Here is a 21236-nt window from a genome sequence, read left to right as displayed (position 1 = left end):
CAATCCACTAATTCCATAGTTACATCTCTTGCGGAACGTTTTGACGCTCAAGGGTAGCAATTCAGCTCTTTTTATTGCAAAAACGGGGATGCTTTTCCCTTTTTGCGCGCAACCATCTTCCACGGCATGCATTGGGGTTTCGATCATCAAACCAGCGCGGAGGACCGTGAATGACAGACAACGCAGCAAGTGCGCCACCGGCAACCCTTGACGATAAGGCCGTACCACCAACGACCGGACGATGGAAACTGATCGGTCCCGGCATTGTGGCCGCGGCAACTGGCGTCGGCGCGGGCGACCTCGTTGCCACGCTGATTGCCGGTTCCCGATTCGGCTATGCACTGTTGTGGGCCGCCGTTATCGGCTGCATCGTAAAGATCGCTCTGGCTGAAGGTTCCGCCCGCTACCATCTGGCGACTGGCTCCACCATGCTCGAAGGCTGGCGGTCGCTGGGCAAGTGGACCAGTTGGTATTTTGGCATCTACATCATGGTCTGGGGTTTCGTGTATGGCGCAACGGCCATGAGTGCCACGGCATTGCCGCTCGCTGTCTTCTTCCCTTCCGTGCCGCTTTGGATATGGGCCGTGCTGACCGGGCTTTCCTGCGCTGCCTTCGTGGCCTTCAATCGCTACGACGCATTCGAAACCGTCATGAAGATTTTCATCGGCATCATGTTCGTCATCGTGATCGGCATTGCCATCATGGTCTCGCCGAATGTGGGTGAAGCCGTGACGGGCCTTATTCCGTCCATACCCGAGGGATCGGCCATCTATACACTTGGCCTCATCGGCGGCGTTGGCGGCACCATCACCATGGCGTCCTATGGATATTGGGTAAATGCCAAGGGCTGGCGCACACCGGCCTGGATGGGTGTGATGCGGCTGGATAACCGTGTCGCCTATATCGTCACCGGCATGTTCGTCGTCGCCATGCTCATCATCGGCGCCGAGTTGCTCTATGCGTCGCAAATTGCGCTTTCGACGGGTGATCGTGGCCTTCTCGATCTCGACCGTGTGCTGGAAGAGCGATTCGGCAGCACCATGTCGACACTGTTTCTGATCGGTTTCTTCGCGACTGCGATCTCGTCGGTGCTGGGCGTCTGGCAGGGCGTGTCCATGCTGTTTGCGGATTTCGTGCGCGGCATCAAGGGTGAAACCGGCTCTCGCGAAGGCTTGGAAAAGACGCCTGCCTTCCGTTTCTATCTCTTCTGGCTGACGATCCCGCCCATGACGCTGCTGTTCCTCGGGCGTCCGTTCCTGCTCGTCATTATCTATGGTGCGCTCGGAGCCTTCTTCATGCCGTTTCTGGCGCTAACGCTGATCTGGCTGCTCAACTCGTCGCGAGTGCCGAAGGAGTGGCGTAGCGGTTGGCTTTCCAACGGTTTGCTTGGTATTTCTGCCCTGCTGTTCATCGTTCTGTGCATCAGTGAAGTGGTCGGGCTGTTTACGCGGTGAAGCGTCGATTACGGGGTGTGAGAGGTGGACAGACACTTGGCGCACCCCGCAAAGCCTTGACTCTGCGGGACGGAGTGTGAATGGAAGTCCCCAAGAACATAAGAGAAGGGATGGATCCCATGGCTATTGCATTCACATTTCCAGGTCAGGGCAGCCAGGCTGTCGGTATGGGCAAGGAGCTTACCGACAATTTCGCAGAGGCCTGCGCGGTTTTTGACGAGGTTGACGAGGCGCTTGGTCAGAAGCTTTCCGACATCATGTGGAACGGTCCAGAGGAAACGCTGACGCTGACTGCAAATGCGCAGCCAGCATTGATGGCGGTTTCCATTGCCGTCATGCGTGTGCTGGAAGCCCGTGGCCTGAAGCTTGCGGATAAAGTCTCCTATGTTGCCGGCCATTCGCTGGGCGAATACTCAGCGCTGTGTGCTGCCGGAACATTCTCCCTTTCAGATACAGCGCGCCTGCTGCGCATTCGCGGCAATGCCATGCAGGCTGCCGTTCCCGTCGGGCAGGGCGCGATGGCTGCCATCATCGGCCTGGAGCATGGTGATGTCGATGCTATCTGCACGGAAGCTGCCGTCGGTGGCGTCTGCCAGATTGCCAATGACAATGGCGGTGGCCAGCTGGTCATCTCTGGCTCAAAAGATGCTGTCGAAAAAGCAGCGGCACTCGCATCAGAAAAAGGTGCCAAGCGCGCCATCATGCTGCCGGTATCGGCGCCTTTCCATTCTGCCCTGATGGCACCTGCCGCCGAAGCGATGCGCGAAGCTCTGGCCAGCGTTGAAAAGCACAACCCGGTCGTTCCAGTCATCGCCAATGTGCGTGCCGCTCCGGTATCGGATGCGGACGAGATTGCAAAGCTGCTGGTCGAGCAGGTCACGGGCCAGGTTCGCTGGCGCGAGACGGTGGAATGGTTTGCGGCAAACGATGTGACGACATTGTATGAGATCGGTTCAGGCAAGGTGCTGACCGGTCTTGCCCGCCGTATCGACAAGACGGTGAATGGCATTACTATCAATACGCCTGCCGATATCGATGCCGCTCTGACAACACTTCTCGGCTGAGTTCTAAAGATAGACAAAGGATAAACATCATGTTTGATCTGACAGGCCGCAAGGCTCTCATTACAGGTGCCACCGGCGGCATTGGCGAAGAAATTGCCCGCACGCTGCATGCGCAGGGCGCTATCGTCGGCCTCCACGGCACACGTGTCGAAAAGCTGGAGGCGCTGGCCTCCGAACTTGGCGACCGCGTCAAGATTTTTCCGGCCAACCTTGCCGACCGCGCTGAAGTGAAGGCGCTGGGCGAAAAGGCAGAAGCCGAGTTGGGTGGCGTCGACATTCTCGTCAACAATGCCGGCATCACCAAGGACGGCCTGTTCGTTCGCATGAGCGATGAGGACTGGGACAACGTTCTCGAAGTCAACCTGACCTCGATGTTCCGCCTGACGCGTGAACTGACGCACCCGATGATGCGCCGCCGTTTCGGCCGCATCATCAACATCACCTCCATCGTCGGCGTGACGGGTAACCCCGGCCAGGCGAATTACTGTGCGTCCAAGGCTGGCATGATTGGCCTGTCCAAGTCGCTGGCGCAGGAAATCGCCACACGCAACGTCACCGTCAACTGCGTTGCCCCCGGCTTCATCGAAAGTGCGATGACGGGAAAGTTGAACGATAAGCAGAAAGAAGCCATCATGGGTGCCATTCCCATGAAGCGCATGGGCACCGGCGCGGAAATCGCCTCTGCCGTTCTTTATCTTGCCTCCAACGAAGCAAGCTATATGACTGGCCAGACGTTGCACGTTAACGGTGGCATGGCGATGATTTAAGAATCGTCCCGTCTGGGTGCGGTGTTGGAAAATTGCCTGTAGAGCAAGATGGTTAGCACTATTTTAAGGCTTTTTTCCCGCAGGAAACCGTGTTAAGCGGGCGAAGACTGTGAACAGTCGTCCCGGAACCAAAGGCGACCGTTGCGATTTCTTAGCGCGATGTTTAGCTTGATCCGGGTTGAACGGGTTTGCCCACGGTACCTCCAAAAGGTATTTGGGGATTTTAACAGGGCAGGGTGTCTGAAGAGGGCATTCCTTTCAAAGTAAAGGTCGAGGAAACCGACATGAGCGATATCGCAGAACGCGTAAAGAAAATTGTAGTTGATCATCTTGGCGTTGACGCCGAAAAAGTCGTCGAGGGCGCAAGCTTTATCGACGATCTGGGCGCCGACTCGCTCGACACCGTTGAACTGGTTATGGCGTTCGAAGAAGAATTCGGCGTTGAAATTCCAGACGACGCAGCTGACTCGATCCTGACTGTGGGCGACGCTGTCAAGTTCATCGAAAAGGCTCAGGCCTAATCGCTTGAAATGCCAAGGGAAGGCATCTGCCTTCCCGATATGGCCCGGCCAGTCCGGGCCAATATTTTATCTTGAGATGCTCTGCTTTATAAAGGGGCGTTGCAAGGTCGAGGCGCCATGCTTTCATCTGAAGGCATATGGACGCGCGCGATTACGAAATCTACGCATTGCCTCTTGCGAAAATCGCTTCTGGTTTTCGGGCCGATGCGCTAGCGATGATAGGGTTAGGGCGGAGCATTGGCGATGAGACGTGTCGTTATCACCGGTACCGGCATGGTATCTCCTCTTGGATGCGGAACGGAAATTACCTGGGAACGGCTTTTGGCTGGCCAGAACGGTGCTCGTCTCGTAACCGAGTTCGAGGTCGAAGATCTCCCTGCGAAAATTGCATGCCGCATTCCCGTCGGTGACGGTTCCAATGGAACGTTCAATGCCGATGACTGGATGGAGCCCAAAGAGCAGCGCAAGGTCGACCCCTTCATCGTTTACGGCATGGCCGCAGCCGAGATGGCATTAAATGATGCGGGCTGGCACCCGATGACCGGTACCGACGAAGATCAGATCATGACAGGTGTCCTGATCGGTTCCGGCATTGGTGGCCTCGAAGGTATTGTCGAGGCTGGTTATACGCTGCGCGACAAGGGCCCACGCCGCATCTCTCCTTTCTTCATTCCAGGCCGTCTGATCAATCTGATTTCCGGTCAGGTTTCCATTCGCCACAAGCTGCGCGGACCCAACCATTCCGTCGTCACGGCCTGCTCCACCGGCGCACATGCCATTGGTGATGCCGCTCGTCTGATTATGTGGGGCGATGCGGATGTCATGGTGGCAGGTGGCGCGGAATCGCCTGTCTGCCGCATCTCGCTTGCCGGTTTTGCCGCATGCAAGGCGCTGTCCACCCAGCATAATGACGACCCGCAAAAGGCTTCACGCCCCTATGACCGCGATCGCGATGGTTTCGTCATGGGCGAAGGTGCTGGCATCGTTGTTCTGGAAGAGTTGGAACATGCAAAGGCACGCGGTGCAAAGATTTATGCCGAAGTCGTCGGCTACGGCCTCTCCGGTGACGCGTTCCACATCACGGCTCCATCAGAAGATGGTGAAGGCGCTTACCGCTGCATGTCCATGGCGTTGAAGCGAGCCGGCCTGACGCCTGCTGATATCGACTACATCAATGCCCACGGCACATCGACCATGGCCGACACGATCGAGCTTGGCGCTGTGGAGCGTCTGGTTGGCGATGCGGCGTCTAAGATTTCCATGTCTTCCACCAAGTCGGCAACGGGCCACCTGTTGGGTGCAGCCGGTGCCATCGAGGCAATTTTCGCCGTTCTCGCCATTCGCGACAACATCGTGCCGCCAACACTCAATCTCGATAATCCCGATGTCGAGACACAAATCGATCTGGTGCCGCACAAGGCGCGCAAGCGTACCGTCAATGTCGCGCTGTCCAATTCCTTCGGTTTTGGCGGCACCAACGCGTCGCTGGTTCTTCGCCGTTACGAAGCTTGAGGTCGATCGGCTCTTGCCGTTTCGTCAGGAATCGCAGAAAACCATCCTGTTTCCCGGTGTAACAACCGGGATAATTGCCGTGCTGCCTGTTCAGGCGGCTTCAAATTTTGGAAACGCGCTTGTCCCTGCAAAGGGCATGCATCGATGTTTCCTTATGTACCAAGTGCAGATTAGCCTGCCGAACCTGTTTTTGCCGCATTGCCTGCTCACATAAGCCGCTGTAATGCCGAACTGAAAAGGACCGCCGGTGAGCGATACGAGAGATGACAAACAGGCCCCTTATGGACGTGAAGGCTCGAGTGAGAGCAAAGGCGGCCCGATCATTCCGAAATCACCGACAGAGGCACTGAGACCCGAGCGTGTTCCGGCCCCGCCGAAGCGCTCCCGCAAGGCCCATAGCCAGCTTGTGATTTTCCTCAACTTCCTCATGACGCTGGTGGTTGCCGTCTGCGTGGTCGGTATTGCCGCCTTCTATTACATGATCAATTCGTTTCATGAGCCGGGTCCGCTCGAACTCAATAAGACGATTACGGTTCGCAACGGCGCCGGTCTTGTCGAAATCGCCAATAATCTGGAGCGCGAAGGCGCGATCTCCAATGCCCGCATCTTCCGCCTGATGGCAGACCGTTACATGTCGCCGAGCCAGACGCCGAAGCCCGGCGAATATGAAGTCAAAGCCCGCACATCGATGAAGGACATTCTGGCACTGCTGGAATCCGGCAAGTCCATTCTCTACTCTGTGTCCATGCCGGAAGGCCTGACCGTCAAGCAGATGTTCACGCGTCTTGCGGCTGACACGACGCTTGAGGGCGATTTGCCAGCGCAACTGCCAGCAGAAGGCTCATTGCGGCCTGACACCTATCCTTTCACGCGTGGCACCAAGCGCGAAGAAATCGTCAACCAGATGCGCGCCGCCCAGACGCGGCTTGTTCAGGCGACCTGGGAACGTCGCGACCCGGATCTGCCGATCAAGACCATTGAAGAATTCGTCACGCTGGCGTCCATCGTGGAGAAGGAAACCGGCAAGGATGACGAGCGCGGTCATGTTGCATCGGTGTTCTACAATCGCATGAAAAAGAACATGCGCCTGCAGTCCGATCCGACCATCATCTACGGATTGTTCGGCGGCGAGGGTAAACCTGCGGACAGGCCGATCTACCAGTCCGATCTGCAAAAAGAGACACCTTTCAACACCTACATCATCCGTGGCCTGCCGCCGCATCCGATTGCCAATCCGGGACGTGCAGCGCTCGAAGCGACGGCCAATCCCTGGCGCACCGACGACCTCTATTTCGTTGCAGATGGGACTGGCGGTCACACCTTTGCCAAGACGCTGGACGAGCACAACGCAAATGTCCGACGCTGGCGCAAGATAGAGGCTGAGCGCACTGCCAATGGCGGCGTGCCTGAAACGGTGGTGGATGGTCAGCCGGATGGATCGCAGGCGGAACGGCCTCGCAGTAATTGATTTGAACGACCGCTGCTGCCCCGATGGGGCGGCAGCTTTTCATTTGGGGATATATTCAATGGCATTGCAATCCATGACAGGCTTTGCACGGACCGAAGGGGCGTGCGGGCGTTATCGCTGGGCGTGGGAGCTCCGCTCCGTCAATGGAAAAGGGCTCGATCTGCGCCTGCGATTGCCACCGGGCATGGAAGCACTGGAGATGGCGTTGCGCGACATTGCATCCAAGAGCTTTTCTCGCGGCAACATTCAGGCAGGACTGAGCGCATCCGCATCCGAAGTGAAGATGGAAGCAGTGGTCAATCGCGACGCTCTTGATGCCGTTCTGGCGCTCAAGCGTGATCTTGGCGATGCTGTCAGCGACGCGCCCTTGAGCTTCGATACGCTGCTTTCGGTGCGTGGCCTGGTCGAGTTTCGAGAGCCGGAAGAGGGTGCAGACGCGCAGGAAGCCCGCAATCGCGATATCGTCGATGGCTTCACGGCGGCGGTTGCCGCATTGAAGACGATGCGTGAGCGCGAAGGCGATCTTCTGTTTGGCATTCTCGCCAGCCACATCGATAAAATAGAGCAACTGACTGGAATCATCGAGGCAGACCCCTCCCGTCAGCCTGAGCAGATCAGAGCGCGCCTCGCGACCCAGATCGCCTTGATTGGTGACGGCAATGCCCTTGATAGCGACCGCCTGCACATGGAAGCCGTTCTGCTCGCGACCAAGGCTGACTTGCGCGAAGAAATCGACCGTTTGATGGGCCATGTGGCTGCCGCGCGAGAGCTTTTGAGCAGCGGCGTGCCAGTTGGACGCAAGTTGGACTTTCTTGCACAGGAATTTAACCGGGAGTCGAATACAATCTGTTCCAAATCCAATGCCAGTGCTGTAACCGCTGCTGGTATCGAATTGAAAGTCGTGATCGATCAATTCCGCGAACAGGTCCAAAATCTGGAGTAGACCCCATGGCGTCCGCCAGCATTCCTCCCGTCCATATCGCCCGCAGGGGCCTGATGCTGGTTATTTCGTCACCGTCGGGGGCAGGCAAATCCACCATTGCACGCAACCTGCTGGAGAAGGACAAGAATATCAGCCTGTCGGTCAGCGTCACCACCCGGGCGCGGCGTCAGAGCGAAATTGACGGCATTCACTACCACTTCATTTCCAAGCGCGAGTTCGAGCGTCTACGCGACAGCGAGGCTTTGCTGGAATGGGCGGAAGTGCACGGCAATTATTACGGTACACCACGTGAAGCAGTCGAAGTCGCCATGGCCGAAGGCAAGGACATGCTGTTCGACATCGACTGGCAGGGCGCCGAGCAACTTCAGGACAAGATGAAAGCGGACGTCGTTTCGATCTTCATCCTGCCTCCGACGATGACCGAGCTGCAATCACGCCTTCACCGCCGCGCTGAAGACACCGAAGAAGTTATCCAGACCCGCCTTGCCAATTCCCGCTCCGAAATCGAGCATTGGCGTGACTATGACTACGTCATCCTCAATGACGATTTGCAGGCCGCATTCGAAGCGATCGAAGCCATCGTCAAAGCCGAACGCGTCCGCCGCGACCGCCGCCATGGCATGTTCGATTTCGTGCGCGAGTTGTTGGAAGAAGTGCCAGCGTTGCCTGTGCGGTAGGCGGCCCGCATCGATCGCTTGAATTTTTGTAGATGGAAGTCTATGTATATCCATGCTGGATATACGGAGCCTTGCCATGACGACTTCTACGGTTTTCCTCAGTAATCGAAGCCAAGCGGTAAGGCTGCCCAAAGCCGTCGCTTTTCCTGAAGACGTGCATCAGGTGGACATCCTTAAAATTGGCCGCGCGCGTGTCATCGTACCTCACGGCAAGAGATGGGATGATTTATTTGCATCTGGACCAAGAGCAAGCGACGATTTTCTGACCGAACGTGAGCAGCCGTCATCCGAAGAGCGCGAGTCCTTTTGATGCTGACATACATGCTCGATACAAATATCTGCATCTACGTCATGAAAACATATCCGCCTGAGCTTAGGGACAAGTTCAACGCTATAGCGGAACAGTTGTGCATATCGAGCATCACCTTGGGCGAGCTTTGTTACGGGGCGGAGAAATCAGCCCGCCGAAATGAAAATCTGGTTGCGATAGAGAACTTTGTATCGAGGCTTGATGTTTTGCCATTTGCCGATAAGGCAGCTGCGCATTACGGACAAATCAGAGCTGAGTTGGCGCGTGCCGGAACGCCATGCGGGGTGCACGATATGCAGATTGGCGGTCACGCGCGTAGCGAAGGCCTCATCGTCGTAACCAATAATATGCGGGAATTTGTACGCATGCCGGGGCTGCGAGTGGAAAACTGGGTTTAGTTTCCAGTCTGACCAAGCATATTCGCCAGTCTCACGAACTCTTCCACCGACAATGTCTCGGCCCGTCTCGTAGGGTCGATCCCTGCTTTTTCCAATAACGCCTCGCCACCGATGGATTTTACGCTTTGGCGCAGCATCTTGCGGCGCTGGCCGAAGGCGGCCTCGGTGACTTTTTCGAGGTTGGCCACGTCGCAAGGAAACGGTTTGTCCTTGGGCAGCAGGTGCACGACGGTCGACGTCACCTTGGGCGGCGGGCTGAAGGCTTGGGGCGGTACGTCGAAGGCCATCTCCGGCACCGTACGCCAGCCTGTGAGAACGCCGAGGCGACCGTAATGATTGTCGCCTTCTTCCGCCACGATTCGCTGTCCGACTTCTTTTTGAAACATCAGGGTCAGTGACAGCCAGAAGGGCGGCCATTGTTTTGGCAGCAACCAGTTGATCAGCAGTTGGGTTCCGACGTTGTAAGGAAGGTTTGCGATGACGCGGACGGGTTCGTCCTTGGGCACCAAGGTCTCGAAATCAACCTTGAGCGCATCGCCCTCGATGACTTCGAGGCGGCCTGGATAGTGATCTGAGATTTCGGCAAGCGCGGGCAGGCAGCGACTATCGCGTTCCACGGCAATAACCTTTTTTGCACCGAGCGACAGGATGGCGCGGGTTAGTCCGCCGGGGCCGGGGCCGACCTCAAATACGGTAACGCCGTCGAGAGGGCCTGCTGTGCGCGCAATCTTCTGCGTCAGATTGAGATCGAGCAGGAAGTTCTGACCGAGCGATTTCTTCGCATCGAGGCCGTGGCGCTGGATGACATCGCGCAGTGGCGGAAGGCCGTCGATAGCCGCCATTACGCTGTCACCTGACGTGCCGCAATCTCAGACGCCATCTTCAAGGCTGCAACGAGGCTGGACTCGTTGGCAATGCCTTGTCCGGCGATGCCGAAAGCCGTTCCGTGGTCGGGCGATGTTCGAATGAAGGGCAAGCCGAGTGTAATGTTGACGGAATCATCGAACCCCAGCGCTTTAGCGGGGATCAACGCCTGATCGTGATACATGCAGACCGCCACGTCATAGCGCCTGCGGGCAGCCTCATGGAACATCGTATCGGCAGGAAGAGGGCCGAATGCATCGATGCCGTCCTTGCGCAGTTGGATCGTGGCGGGATGAATGATGTCGCGATCCTCAATGCCGATTGCGCCGTCTTCACCCGCATGCGGGTTCAAGCCTGCGACTGCGAGGCGAGGAGCTTCGATACCGAACTTGTCTCTAAGACCAGCAGCAATAATGCGGCAGGTTTCGATGATCAGTTCTTCCGTGAGTGCGGCTGGGACGTCTTTGACCGGGATATGGATTGTCACGGGCACGACGCGCAGCTTCGGCCCGGCTATCATCATGACGGGTTTACAGACCCGACCGGTCAGCTTGTTGGCAAGCTCTGCCAGAAATTCGGTATGGCCGGGAAAACCGAAGCCCGCCTCATACAGCACCGATTTCGCGATTGGGTTGGTGACAACTGCCGACGTGCGTTTTTCAACGGTCAGCGAAACCGCTGTCTCGATCGCCTTGATGGTGGAGAGTGCCGCGCCGACATGCGGTTGACCGACCTGTACTTCAAAGCCGACAGGAATGGGAAACACGGGCAAGGCATCAGGGAAAATGGACGTTGTCTGCTCGGGCTCGCAAATTGTCACGTTAGCGTTGATGCCGAGAAGATGGCCCCTGCTGGCAATGACATCGGGATCGCCGACCAGAATAAAAGGCGGCAGGCCGAACTCTTTACGTTTTGCCCAAGCGACAAGAGTAATATCCGGGCCGATCCCGGCGGGATCGCCCTGGGTGAGGGCGATAGGCAATTGTTGCGAGGTCACAAAAGGCACTTTCACGTCAGGTGCTGGTAATCTGGGCTTTCTTCCGCAGCTCTTCGAGATATTTCTTCTCGTTGGGATTTTCGCCCTTTTCAGCCTTCATCAAATCTTCCGAACGGAAAACGACTTCCGCCGCGTAATCGTCAGACACCTGCTGCTTTTTGCAGACGGCCAGATACTCCACGCCTTTTTCCGTCACGCGTGTGCCAGTGGTGCCACCTTCAGCCGTCTTTTCAACCAGAGGCTTCCAGTCTGGTGGCAATTCCGGCTCGAGCATGCGCCCGAGATCCTTGATCGACACGTCCAGCATCGTCGCTGCAAAGGTCTTTGCCTGTTCGCAGCCGGGATAGCGCTTGCGGGAAGCTTCGGCCTCCGACTTACGTTTGCCGGTAATGGAATTGCGCTTGGCTTCGGGAATAACGAAAATCACCTGCTGCAGGAAATACTCGTTCGTCACAGGTTTACTGCCGCGTTCTTTCAACCGCGTCACGAAATCCTGCGTCGACATCTTGTTTCGACCGCCATAACGGGCGTTGACCAGCCGAGGCCAGCTCATCTGGACGGCAATGAAGGATTTGAAATGCTCAGCGCCGACACCGGCCTGGGCGAGAACCTTGGTCAACTGATCCGTGGTCATCTTGTTCGTGGAAGCGAAGCGGGCAAATGACGCGTCGACGTCTGCGGTGCTGACCGACATCTTGACGCGCGCGATTTCTTCACGCTTCAACGCCTCATCTATCAACTGCTCACGGGCTTTTGCAGGGAGGTTGCCGGACTGGCGCTGCAATTTCAGAAAAGCAGCACGTTTCGCAATATCGTCACTGGTGATCGCTGTCTTGTTGACCACGACTTTGACGGTGGTTGCGGCCGCGGCCTGCTGCGCTGGAAGCGCGATGACCATAGGAACTGCGAAAATCGCAAAGGCGAATGCAACACTGCGCAACGCCGTCTTTCCGAAATTCATCCTGTTCTCTCCCTGTCGACACGTCGTTTCGCACTGGCGACGACTTTGCTTTTAAACATCTCAAACTACCGGATGAAGCGGATATCCTCGCTCGTCAACCAAGAAGTCAGATTTTGCTGCGGTTTTACTGTGGGCGCGACCGTATATATCACCGAAATCGGCAAAACGACAATCGCTACGATGCCCCACATTGAATATACGATGCGGCAAAACAGTGGCGTATCAGGGATGCTGCCAATCACGCTCTTTCAAAAAAAGCGGCGAAGTTTTCACTTCGCCGCTGCTTGAAATCAGTAGTTATTTGGCTTCCAGCCGATATCGGCGTCGCTCCAGTCCTTGTTCGCGGAGCCGACGCTGATGTCGCCAAGCGTTCTGAAGGCAAGGCGGGCGTTGACCGACCAGTCATTCGCGGCTTCGTTGACCGTGTTGATGTTGCCAACGTCCGAATAGCTGACGGTGAAGATGGTGCATTCATCCTGGTAGAGAAAGCCGATACGCCGCTCGCTGGAGAACTTGTTGTTCACGTCATAATTGATCGCGCCGAACAGAGCCCAGTTATCATCCAGACGCAGTTTGCCCGATGCTTGAATGATGTCGCGTTTCCGGTCGTAGCCATACTCTGGCTGCGCCTCGACCTGTGTGTAGCTGACTTTGCCTGACACGCGGTTGTCGGTGTAGGCAACGGCGGTCTCAGAGCGATTGACCTCAAAATTGTCCTTGTCGAACCGGAAGCTGGATGACAGCGACAGGCCGATTGGAGCGTCGATGGCAGCCATGGCAACGTAGTCGGAACGATCCGTCTCCAGGCCGGAATTTGCACCGACATTGACCAGATCATTGGAGGCGAAAGAGTTTTCGCCGGAAAGGTGATACGACTGACCAGCAATGGCGCGGATGCCGTAACCGTTGTCGAATGTGCCGTTATATCGGAAGCCGAGATTGGCGCGTGTGCCGCCTTCGATCCGGTCGAAGCCTGAAAATTTGTCACGCTCGAACAGGTTGGTCGCATCGAACACGAAGGCCTGAGAATCTTCGTTTGGCAACTCGCCGGAATAGCCTTCATTCGGACGAACGAAAATCTGGGCGATAGGCTCGATCACGTGGCTGCTGTGCAGAGCAGTGAAGAGAACCGGATAGCGCGCTTCAAGACCGAATGTCGCCATGCCGCGCAGGCTTGCGTCATTGTTGATCGTACCATCATAGGCGAACGTGCCGAACGAGTTTGCGGACATGTCATTCCACAGGGCATCGCCACGTGCAGCCAGAAGAGGCGTCAGCAGCAGCCCGCTGTCAAATGTCACGGTACGCTTCCACTCAGCTTCCGTGGACAGGCGCGTATAGTTTCCTTCCAGACCATTATAGCGCACGGACGGACCGAGATTATAAGCATCCTGGTTGCGACGTGTGAGGCTGGTGAAATTGGTCGTCAGCGAAAGCTCGCCGCCATACACTGGATCCGGCATGAAATAGCGGTAGTCGAGAGCAGGGTGGACAATAGCCTGCCTACGCTCCTGCGCTTCCGAATCATCATTGTCCTGGACGTTGAAATAGTAAGCACTGACATCAAAATGGTTACGTTCACCGAGACCGGTCAGGTACAGCTTGTTGGTCTGAACGGAGTTCTTGTAGTCCTTCAGCTCATAGGTGCGTGAGAAGTTATTGTCGGTCTGCACCATGGCATCCCAGCCGAACGCCCAGCGCGGATTGATGTTGAACTCGCCCTTGGAGGCGATCATGGCGCGCGTATCGTTCTGGGAATCGCTTGTATTGGCGTCGAAATCCTGGGGGTTCATCTGGTTGATGCCAGCCGCGCGCACCGTATGCGTTCCCATTTCGAAACGCTGGCGCAGTTCACCTTCGAGCAGCAGACCCTGTGACGTATAATAGGTTGGCGTGATGGTGACGTCAGCGGTGTCGGACAGCACCTGGAAATAGGGCACGCCGATGCCGAAGCCGAGATTGTCCGTCACGCTCATCCGCGGAAACAGGAAGCCGGACTTCCGTTTGACCGTATTGTCGGGAACGGTGATGAACGGAAGATAGGCTATCGACTTACCAAACAGTTCAAAACGAGCCTTCTCCAGACGCACGGTGTGGGTCTTGCCGTCCTGAATGACGCGTTCTGCCTTTACCTGCCACAGAGGCGCTTTTTCTGGCCGCTCGGCACAGGGAAGGCATGCGGTGTAAACACCGTTGTTCAGAACCATCACGTCCTGCGAAAGACGCTCGGCGCTTTCACCGGCGATGCGCGTATTGTCCGTTGTCTCCACACGAAGAGCATTGACGAAACCCTGGCCGAAATCGTCGGTAACGTCGAGTTCATCCGCATAGATGCGATTGCCGCCCGGTTCGATCAGTTCGATATTGCCACGCGCAAGAACACGGCCAGTCGACTGGTTATATTCGACGCGCTGGGAGACCATGCGGTAGCCGGAATAGTGCAGTCGCACACCACCGGTCGCGATGACCCGTTCGGCATCCTTATTATAGGTAAGTTCGTTCGCTGTAAGCAGGAGTTTCGATTGGTCCTGAGGGTCACCTACGATGACACCGTCTTCAGCTAAAACGCTGGAAGCGGTTGCAACATATGCGCACACAGCAGCACCAGTCAGAAGGGCTGTCGTAAGCCGTCTGATATTCCCGCGGTCAAATACCGCCACTAGCCGTCCTCCTGATGAAGCAGAATGGTTGCACCCAACGCCAACGCCACGACAACTGGAACCCAGACCGCAACGAAGGGAGGGACAACGCCGCTACTCCCGAATGCCCTTACGAGCACGGTTACTACATAAAGCACGAAGCCGGAAACGATTCCACCCAGAATCACTGAACGGGATTGTGCAAAACGGCTGAACTTTAATGAAACAGTCGCGGCAATGAACGTCATCGCCACGAGAAGAAAGGGCATGGACAACAGGAAGTGGTACTGTGTCTCCAGTGCTTTCGAAGAGATTCCGAAAGACTGCGCTACCTCGATTTTGTGAGAAAGATCAAAGAAAGCAACGGTTTCCGGCTGCGTCAGACGCTCCTGAACGAATTCCTGTCTCAGATTGGTACTGATTCTCGCCGTTGCTTCCCGCGTTGGTACATGACCCGGGCGGATCTCGGCAACGTTGTTAAGAAGCCAGTAACCATCTTCCAACTTAGCCGACTGTGCATCCTGACGCAGGAGGATGTTACCGTCCTTGTCGAGGTGTATAAGCACCACATCCTTGAGCAGGGTGCCGTTGTCTTCGAAGCTCTTTGCACCGATGATCGTATCCTGCCCGCCGCTGCTTTGGCGAAGCCATGGAAGAACCTGCTGCTGGCGTGAAGCGCCGCCTTCGTTGCGCCATCCCGATTCGACCGCCAGCGATTTGCTTTCGCCCCAAGCTGCTATCGGGTTCAGCACCGTGATGGAGAGAATGCCGAGAAGAATGGCACCACCGACGAAGGGTAGAATGAACTGCCATGCGGAAATACCGGCAGCGCGCGTCACCACCAGTTCATAACGACGGTTGAGCGAAATCAACGTCGTCATGCCCACGAAGAGAGCGACGAACGGGATCGTCTGCTGAAGGATGAGAGGTAGACGCAGGGCTGTGAGGCCAAGGGCAGCCGGAACGGAATATCCGGGTAGGCCCGACATGCGTCGCGCCGTCTCGCTGAAGTCGGCAAGAAAGATGATCGCGGAGACGCCAAGCAGGAACCAGAAGGTGGTCATGGCGTAGCGTCGGAGGAAATAGCGTGCGAGGGTGCCAAACATCATGTGCTTTGCCCTCCGGTACCGGATGCTTTAGGGGGCGAAAAGCGCTTCTGAATGTTCAGCAACGCATTGCCGAAGGCGCGGGGCATCCGCAGTTTCTGGCCGGTCAAAAGCAGGAAGATGGAAATGCCACCGCTGACCACTGGAACCGCATAGACGAGCGGTATGAACGCAGCACTCTGCTTGACCTGATTGGTAAAGTAGAAGCCGAGCCAGCGCAGCATGAATGCGGTGAGGAGTGCCGCCACCATGGGATGCAATCGGGCCTCGCGGTGGGAGCGGGCGTCGCCTGCGACCACGAGCGAAATCAGCGCAAAAACGAAGGGGAACATCCAGTCCACCAGACGGCGATGAAGTTCCGACTGAAACGCGCCGGGTGCCTTTTTATAGCTGTCTACATTCTCGTCCGGCGAGAGCAGAAATGCCAGGCTGGCATCGCTGGATGAAATGGAAGGCTCGCTATCGCCCTTTTCGGACATGGTGGAAAGATCGAACGCATAGGAGAGGAACTTGACGACGGAGACTTTGCCATCAGGGGTCTTCTGCTGCACTTCGCCATCGCGCATGGTCAGCGATGCGCCGCCTTCATCGATCATGCCTTCCTTGGCATAATAGATGAGATCGTAATTCGGGTCACGGCGATCTGCGACGAACAGGCCGCGAAGGATGCGCCCCTGACGCTCACCGATCTGCACATAAAGTCCGTCCTGAATGGTGCGGAATGTTTTCTCTTCGATGACCGACGACAGGAGGTCGGCATAGGCCGCGGCCACCATCTGCCTTGCGGCGGTACGCGCGGGCGGCTCTGCGAAATTGGTGATTCCGAAGGAAACAAGGCTCATCACAGCGCCGAGAATCAGGACCGGCTTGAAAATGATCGTGCGAGGCGCGCCGGACGCATCAATGATCGCCAGCTCCGAATCGGTGTTCATCGCCGTCAGCGTCTGAGTAATGGCAATGACGAGGGCGAAGGGCAGCACAACGGGAATGAGCGTCGGCAACAACATGGTGGCCAACGTGACGAAAGAGCCCATGGACTGGCCGGTATCGGTGACCAGATTGATTCTCTGTAGAACCTGAATCGTCCAGATAATGGCCAGAACAGGCATAAGCGCGACCAGAAACATCTGCGTCGTGCGTCGCAATATGTATCGTTCAAGAAGCGTCATTCGATCCCTGATGAGGTATTTCCATTTCGTTCCCTTCGCGGGAACTTTTTCTATCTAGCTGCAAGAAGCGAGAATGGCGACTCCGCGACACTCACAAATCTGTCTTGTGCGGCAATTTTTCTTAACCCTGTGTCTTTTTGTTGGTGACGTCTTTTTTGATATCGGCATGACTGATTCATAAAATTGCCATGCCTGAAACCGATTGCAGGGTTGCGCCGGAGACGGAAAACGTGATGATCCCGCGCATCCTGAAATATAGTGATGAGCGAGAACATGTCCGCCAAATTCGATATCTCTTTTGCCAGCTCCGCCACGCTTGAGAACGCCAGCGCTATTTTGCTGCAGGCGTCCGGCGAAAATGCTCCTGCCGGTCAGGCGCAGGTTGATCCCGCAGGCATATTGGCGAAGGCCGCCAAGGTCTCAGGCTTTGCCGCCAAGTCGATGAGCGTTCTGGATGTCCTGGCCCCGCAAGGCTCTGACGCGGATCGAATCACGGTTATCGGTCTTGGGAAAGCTGCCAAGCTGACGGCCCATGACTGGCTGCGGGCAGGTGGAACGGCTGCGGCCAATTTCAAGAAGGCCGAAAAGGTCGTCATCTATCTCGACGCGCTTGGTATCGATGTCGATGGCAAAGCCGCTGCCGATTTTGCTCTCGGCCTGCTGCTTCGTGCCTATAGCTTCGACACCTATAAGACAAAAAAGAAGTCCGACGACGACAAGACTCCGAAAAATGTCGAGGTCATCATCGTAACCGCCGCCCACGCAGAGGCAAAGCACGCTTTCGTAACAGCCGAGGCTGAAGCGCAGGGCGTTGTTCTTGCGCGCGATCTCGTCAACCTGCCGCCGAATGTGCTGGGTCCGGTCGAGTTTGCCGAAAAGGCCGAGGAGTTGAAGAAGCTCGGCGTCGAGGTTGAAATCCTTGGCGAAAAGGAAATGAAGAAGCTTGGTATGGGCGCTCTGCTTGGCGTTGCCCAAGGTTCCGTCCGCCCGCCGCGTCTGGCCATCATGCACTGGAAGGGCGGCTCCAAGAAAGATGAGCCGATCGCCTTCGTCGGCAAGGGTGTCGTGTTCGATACCGGTGGCATTTCGCTCAAGCCCGGTGCGGGCATGGAAGACATGAAGGGCGACATGGGCGGCGCTGCTGCTGTGACCGGCCTCATGCACACGCTGGCGGCGCGCAAAGCGAAAGCCAATGTCATCGGCGTTATCGGCCTTGTGGAAAACATGCCGGATGGTAATGCGCAGCGTCCGGGTGATATCGTCACCTCCATGTCCGGCCAAACCATCGAAATCATCAACACCGATGCCGAAGGCCGCCTCGTGCTGGCGGATGCGCTCTGGTACACCAATGATCGCTTCAAGCCGAAGTTCATGATCAACCTGGCAACGCTGACGGGTGCAATTACCGTTGCCCTCGGCAATCTTCAGGCCGGTCTGTTTTCCAACGATGACGAACTGGCGGAGCGCCTGACGAGCGCGGGTAATACGACCCAGGAAAAGCTGTGGCGCATGCCGCTGGGCAAGGATTACGACAAGATCATCGATTCGAAGTTCGCCGATATGAAGAACAGCTCGGGCCGTCTGGCGGGGTCGGTCACGGCCGCACAGTTCCTCAAGCGCTTTGTGGGAGATACGCCTTGGGCGCATCTGGACATCGCTGGCACGGCGATGGGGTCCCCGCTGACGGAAATCAATCAGTCCTGGGGTTCGGGTTATGGCGTGCGCCTTTTGAACGAACTCGTTCGCGCTCATTACGAAGACTGAGCTGCGCACTATAATATCAATGAAGCATGGGCGTTCCGATGACGGAAGTTCTTTTCTACCATCTAACGGAATCGAAACTGGAAGACGCCCTGCCGCCTCTTTTGGAAAAATCGCTGGAACGCGGCTGGAAGGTCGCGGTCCAGACGGCAAGTGAAGAGCGCCGCGATGCTCTCGACGTTCATCTCTGGACATTTCGGGATGACAGCTTCATGCCGCATGGAACAGATGCGGCGGAAAACGCCGCTGCCCAGCCTGTGGTGCTGACGATATCGGCCGAAAATGCCAACGCCGCGAATGTACGCTTCATCGTCGATGGCGCCGAGCCACCACCGCTCGAAGCCTATGAGCGCATCGTTTTCATGTTCGACGGCTATGACGCTGCGCAACTTGAGAGCGCGCGTGCGCAGTGGAAAAAGCTGAAAGGCGAGGGCCATACGCTGACCTATTGGCAGCAATCCCCGGAAGGTCGCTGGCAGAAGAAGGCTTGAGGGCGCGCGACGCCGTAAACTCTACCTTTAGGCGGGATTTCTGCAATATTGGGGTGGTTATCGTTCTTGGGGGATCGAAATTATGACACTGATGGCTTTGCTGATTTTTGCTGGGGCTTTGATTGCTGACTCTGTCAGCCCCGGGCCGACTGTTGCGGCGCTGGTCGCACGAGTGCTATCGCAAGGTGTGCGCAATGTCCTGCCCTTTCTGATCGCAATATGGATAGGCGAGGCCATTTGGCTCAGTGTTGCGCTTGCAGGGCTTGCCGCCCTGGCTGCTTCTTTCCATCTGCTTTTTGAAATCATTAAATGGATAGGCGTGGCATACCTGTTTTATCTTGCCTGGGTACTATTCACCAGTCAGCCAGAGGTTGGCGACCCTGAGCCGTCAACAAAAGGAAAAGGCTTTAGCGCCTTTATGTCCGGGCTTTCCATTTCGATCAGCAATCCCAAAAACATGTTGTTCTACCTCACTCTCATGCCTTCGCTCATCGATATGAAAGGTGTGACGGCAATGGGATGGTTACAATTGGTCCTGACCCTGCTTGTAACCCTGGTCGCCGTTGATCTTTCGTGGGTATTCCTCGCGTCGAAGGCAAGAACGTTCCTTCGAAATAGCCGCGCTATCCGCCGGATTAATCAAGTGAGCGGAGCAGCTATGGCTTTGGCGGCTGCCGCGATCGCCACACGCTGAGGAGGTTAGGAGTTACTATCCGACCGCTGGTCACGCAAATGTCTTAAAGGCCGCGACATTAGAGGTGACGCAGACTTACCAAAGCGATGGTTGTAGCAAACTCAGTCCTTGCCGAGATATCCTAGACAGAAAATCCAAATAAAATCGCCGGGTCATTCGCTGGAAAACACGTAGTCTCTTCTGAAGACCCCGCGATAAGCGACTCTTTCCGCTCAGTTTCTCTGGATATCAACATTTTCTAAAACGGAAGGCTGGTGATGATAAGCGGGCTCGCAAAATGGGCAACGAAAACATGATTTGAAGTCTGCGCCGATTGTCGGCCTAGGTCTTGCTAATGTAGTGCGTTAACAAACATGCTGTATGCAACACTCAACGAACGGAGCGTTGCGCGACAGCCGAGGAGAATGAAATGGGTCAATCCGCCCCGTGGCCGGTCAACGAAACAGAGCGTCTAGTTGCTGTCCGGTCCATCCTGTCTCTGGGATCTGGCCCGACACCGGAACTGGCTTCGCTTTCCGAGCTGGCAAAAGGCGTGTTCGATATGGCGCGCGCCGCCATCCATATCGTCGATGAAGACTGGTTGCGGATTGCGCATCAGGCGGGCATTCAGGTCAGCGAATGCTCTCGCGATATCTCAATCTGCACCCGCGTGGTGCTTTCCAATGATGTTCTTGTCGTGCCGAATTTGAGTGCGCATCCGGAATTACGCGGCTTTCCCTATGTCGAAGGCGGGCCGAAATTCCGGTTTTACGCCGGTGCGCCCATCGAGTTGGAGCCGGGGCTGACGGTCGGGGCATTTTGCATTCTGGATACGTCTCCGCGTGAGTTGAAGCCGACCGAAGTGGAAAGCCTCAAGCGTTTTGCGGTTCTGGCAGGGGCGCTGTTGCGACTGCAAAAAGCCAACTTCACCATGAGCCTTGCCGAGCGTGCCTTGCGCGATGCTGCCATGACCGACCCGCTGACGGGTTTCTATAACCGCAAGGCGCTGAGTGGCCTGGTGGATTCGCAGATGTATGCGGCCTTGCAGTCCAATGAGACCTTCGGTGCGCTTTATCTGGATATGGACGGTTTCAAGACGATCAACGATACGCTGGGCCACGGCGTTGGCGACCGTGTTCTGCACGAGGCTGCCTGCCGCATTCGCGATGTCATCCGCGCCGAAGACATTGCCGTGCGCATGGGTGGAGACGAATTTGCGGTGTTCATTCCGCGACCAGCCGGTTCTGACGTCATTTCAAAGCTGGCAGAGCGGCTGCTGGAAGCTTTCCGTCAGCCTTTCAACATCGATGGTCGCCTCATCAGCGCGCCGCTCAGCATCGGCGGCGCGATTGCACCGCAGTCAGGGCAGGATTGCCTGTCGCTGCTGCAGAGTGTGGATGAAGCGCTGTATCAGGCCAAGAAGGATGGGCGCGACCGTTTCGTCAGCCGCGCCATCTGACC

At 56.4% G+C, this 21236-nt stretch carries 20 protein-coding genes; 14 read left to right on the top strand and 6 right to left on the bottom strand.

Annotated features, from left to right (window positions below):
• Window positions 1–170 precede the first annotated feature (170 nt).
• From ATO67_RS02845 to vapC, 10 genes are all read left to right on the top strand, one after another.
• On the top strand, window positions 171–1454 hold the full coding sequence (locus tag ATO67_RS02845) for an Nramp family divalent metal transporter (RefSeq protein WP_067643928.1): 1284 nt from the start codon (window positions 171–173) through the stop codon (window positions 1452–1454).
• 119 nt (window positions 1455–1573) lie between these two features.
• Window positions 1574–2518, top strand: a complete 945-nt coding sequence (gene fabD / locus ATO67_RS02840) for an ACP S-malonyltransferase (RefSeq protein ID WP_067644277.1) — start codon at window positions 1574–1576, stop codon at window positions 2516–2518.
• 29 nt (window positions 2519–2547) lie between these two features.
• On the top strand, window positions 2548–3285 hold the full coding sequence (gene fabG, locus ATO67_RS02835) for a 3-oxoacyl-[acyl-carrier-protein] reductase (protein WP_067643925.1): 738 nt from the start codon (window positions 2548–2550) through the stop codon (window positions 3283–3285).
• A gap of 284 nt (window positions 3286–3569) precedes the next feature.
• Window positions 3570–3806, top strand: coding sequence for an acyl carrier protein (locus ATO67_RS02830; RefSeq protein ID WP_006727438.1), 237 nt, complete (start codon window positions 3570–3572; stop codon window positions 3804–3806).
• Between the two features lie 243 nt (window positions 3807–4049).
• Window positions 4050–5318, top strand: coding sequence for a beta-ketoacyl-ACP synthase II (gene fabF / locus ATO67_RS02825; RefSeq protein ID WP_067643922.1), 1269 nt, complete (start codon window positions 4050–4052; stop codon window positions 5316–5318).
• Window positions 5319–5565: 247 nt separating this feature from the next.
• Window positions 5566–6786 carry an endolytic transglycosylase MltG gene (mltG, locus tag ATO67_RS02820; protein ID WP_067643918.1) on the top strand — a complete coding sequence of 407 codons (1221 nt, stop codon included), beginning with the start codon at window positions 5566–5568 and terminating at the stop codon, window positions 6784–6786.
• A 58-nt stretch (window positions 6787–6844) separates the two neighbouring features.
• Complete coding sequence (locus ATO67_RS02815; RefSeq protein WP_067643915.1) at window positions 6845–7729, top strand: YicC/YloC family endoribonuclease; 885 nt, start codon at window positions 6845–6847, stop codon at window positions 7727–7729.
• 5 nt (window positions 7730–7734) lie between these two features.
• Window positions 7735–8406, top strand: coding sequence for a guanylate kinase (gmk, locus tag ATO67_RS02810; RefSeq protein ID WP_067643912.1), 672 nt, complete (start codon window positions 7735–7737; stop codon window positions 8404–8406).
• A 76-nt stretch (window positions 8407–8482) separates the two neighbouring features.
• Window positions 8483–8716: a type II toxin-antitoxin system VapB family antitoxin gene (vapB, locus tag ATO67_RS02805; RefSeq protein ID WP_067644274.1), complete on the top strand. Its 234-nt coding sequence runs from the start codon at window positions 8483–8485 to the stop codon at window positions 8714–8716.
• The gene (gene vapC, locus ATO67_RS02800) at window positions 8716–9114 is read left to right on the top strand and encodes a type II toxin-antitoxin system tRNA(fMet)-specific endonuclease VapC (protein ID WP_067643909.1); all 399 of its coding nucleotides are present in this window, start codon (window positions 8716–8718) and stop codon (window positions 9112–9114) included. Before vapB ends, vapC begins: the two co-directional genes overlap by 1 nt.
• Here vapC and rsmA read toward each other — a convergent pair.
• From rsmA to lptF, 6 genes are all read right to left on the bottom strand, one after another.
• Window positions 9111–9956 (bottom strand): 16S rRNA (adenine(1518)-N(6)/adenine(1519)-N(6))-dimethyltransferase RsmA, encoded by an 846-nt coding sequence (rsmA, locus tag ATO67_RS02795; RefSeq protein ID WP_067643906.1) that lies wholly within the window; start codon window positions 9954–9956, stop codon window positions 9111–9113. The genes vapC and rsmA overlap by 4 nt on opposite strands.
• Complete coding sequence (gene pdxA, locus ATO67_RS02790) at window positions 9956–10975, bottom strand: 4-hydroxythreonine-4-phosphate dehydrogenase PdxA (RefSeq protein ID WP_082760139.1); 1020 nt, start codon at window positions 10973–10975, stop codon at window positions 9956–9958. Before pdxA ends, rsmA begins: the two co-directional genes overlap by 1 nt.
• 16 nt (window positions 10976–10991) lie before the next feature.
• Complete coding sequence (locus tag ATO67_RS02785) at window positions 10992–11936, bottom strand: SurA N-terminal domain-containing protein (protein WP_067643903.1); 945 nt, start codon at window positions 11934–11936, stop codon at window positions 10992–10994.
• Between the two features lie 290 nt (window positions 11937–12226).
• Window positions 12227–14596, bottom strand: a complete 2370-nt coding sequence (locus ATO67_RS02775) for an LPS-assembly protein LptD (RefSeq protein ID WP_067643897.1) — start codon at window positions 14594–14596, stop codon at window positions 12227–12229.
• Window positions 14596–15684 carry an LPS export ABC transporter permease LptG gene (gene lptG / locus ATO67_RS02770; RefSeq protein ID WP_067643894.1) on the bottom strand — a complete coding sequence of 363 codons (1089 nt, stop codon included), beginning with the start codon at window positions 15682–15684 and terminating at the stop codon, window positions 14596–14598. Before lptG ends, ATO67_RS02775 begins: the two co-directional genes overlap by 1 nt.
• Window positions 15681–16850 (bottom strand): LPS export ABC transporter permease LptF, encoded by a 1170-nt coding sequence (gene lptF / locus ATO67_RS02765; RefSeq protein ID WP_067643891.1) that lies wholly within the window; start codon window positions 16848–16850, stop codon window positions 15681–15683. The genes lptG and lptF overlap by 4 nt, the downstream gene beginning before the upstream one ends.
• A 273-nt stretch (window positions 16851–17123) precedes the next feature.
• Here lptF and ATO67_RS02760 point away from each other — a divergent pair, with 273 nt between their 5' ends.
• From ATO67_RS02760 to ATO67_RS02745, 4 genes are all read left to right on the top strand, one after another.
• Entirely contained in the window at window positions 17124–18614 is a 1491-nt protein-coding gene (locus ATO67_RS02760) for a leucyl aminopeptidase (protein ID WP_067644269.1), read from the top strand.
• A gap of 38 nt (window positions 18615–18652) precedes the next feature.
• Window positions 18653–19102 (top strand): DNA polymerase III subunit chi, encoded by a 450-nt coding sequence (locus ATO67_RS02755; RefSeq protein ID WP_067644266.1) that lies wholly within the window; start codon window positions 18653–18655, stop codon window positions 19100–19102.
• Between the two features lie 82 nt (window positions 19103–19184).
• Window positions 19185–19796, top strand: a complete 612-nt coding sequence (locus ATO67_RS02750; RefSeq protein ID WP_067643890.1) for a LysE family translocator — start codon at window positions 19185–19187, stop codon at window positions 19794–19796.
• A 409-nt stretch (window positions 19797–20205) separates the two neighbouring features.
• A complete protein-coding gene (locus tag ATO67_RS02745) occupies window positions 20206–21234 on the top strand; it encodes a sensor domain-containing diguanylate cyclase (protein WP_067643889.1) in 1029 nt (342 codons plus the stop codon).
• The last annotated feature ends 2 nt before the right edge of the window (window positions 21235–21236 follow it).

Origin of the sequence: Agrobacterium bohemicum (assembly GCF_001562555.1) — a bacterium.
Classification (GTDB): Bacteria; Pseudomonadota; Alphaproteobacteria; order Rhizobiales; family Rhizobiaceae; genus Agrobacterium; species Agrobacterium bohemicum.
The sequence above is the reverse complement of the archived record's forward strand: the minus strand, read 5'-3'. Positions and strand labels throughout refer to the sequence as shown.

What these genes read in the sequence shown, in the direction of transcription:
- fabD (WP_067644277.1), top strand. Translation starts at nt 1,574, where the DNA reads ATGGCTATTGCATTCACATTTCCAGGTCAGGGCAGCCAGGCTGTCGGT.
- vapB (WP_067644274.1), top strand. Translation starts at nt 8,483, where the DNA reads ATGACGACTTCTACGGTTTTCCTCAGTAATCGAAGCCAAGCGGTAAGG.
- ATO67_RS02750 (WP_067643890.1), top strand. Translation starts at nt 19,185, where the DNA reads ATGACACTGATGGCTTTGCTGATTTTTGCTGGGGCTTTGATTGCTGAC.
- ATO67_RS02755 (WP_067644266.1), top strand. Translation starts at nt 18,653, where the DNA reads ATGACGGAAGTTCTTTTCTACCATCTAACGGAATCGAAACTGGAAGAC.
- ATO67_RS02745 (WP_067643889.1), top strand. Translation starts at nt 20,206, where the DNA reads ATGGGTCAATCCGCCCCGTGGCCGGTCAACGAAACAGAGCGTCTAGTT.
- ATO67_RS02830 (WP_006727438.1), top strand. Translation starts at nt 3,570, where the DNA reads ATGAGCGATATCGCAGAACGCGTAAAGAAAATTGTAGTTGATCATCTT.
- vapC (WP_067643909.1), top strand. Translation starts at nt 8,716, where the DNA reads ATGCTGACATACATGCTCGATACAAATATCTGCATCTACGTCATGAAA.
- lptF (WP_067643891.1), bottom strand. Translation starts at nt 16,850, where the DNA reads ATGACGCTTCTTGAACGATACATATTGCGACGCACGACGCAGATGTTT.
- ATO67_RS02845 (WP_067643928.1), top strand. Translation starts at nt 171, where the DNA reads ATGACAGACAACGCAGCAAGTGCGCCACCGGCAACCCTTGACGATAAG.
- gmk (WP_067643912.1), top strand. Translation starts at nt 7,735, where the DNA reads ATGGCGTCCGCCAGCATTCCTCCCGTCCATATCGCCCGCAGGGGCCTG.
- ATO67_RS02760 (WP_067644269.1), top strand. Translation starts at nt 17,124, where the DNA reads ATGTCCGCCAAATTCGATATCTCTTTTGCCAGCTCCGCCACGCTTGAG.
- fabF (WP_067643922.1), top strand. Translation starts at nt 4,050, where the DNA reads ATGAGACGTGTCGTTATCACCGGTACCGGCATGGTATCTCCTCTTGGA.
- rsmA (WP_067643906.1), bottom strand. Translation starts at nt 9,956, where the DNA reads ATGGCGGCTATCGACGGCCTTCCGCCACTGCGCGATGTCATCCAGCGC.
- fabG (WP_067643925.1), top strand. Translation starts at nt 2,548, where the DNA reads ATGTTTGATCTGACAGGCCGCAAGGCTCTCATTACAGGTGCCACCGGC.
- ATO67_RS02815 (WP_067643915.1), top strand. Translation starts at nt 6,845, where the DNA reads ATGGCATTGCAATCCATGACAGGCTTTGCACGGACCGAAGGGGCGTGC.
- ATO67_RS02785 (WP_067643903.1), bottom strand. Translation starts at nt 11,936, where the DNA reads ATGAATTTCGGAAAGACGGCGTTGCGCAGTGTTGCATTCGCCTTTGCG.
- lptG (WP_067643894.1), bottom strand. Translation starts at nt 15,684, where the DNA reads ATGATGTTTGGCACCCTCGCACGCTATTTCCTCCGACGCTACGCCATG.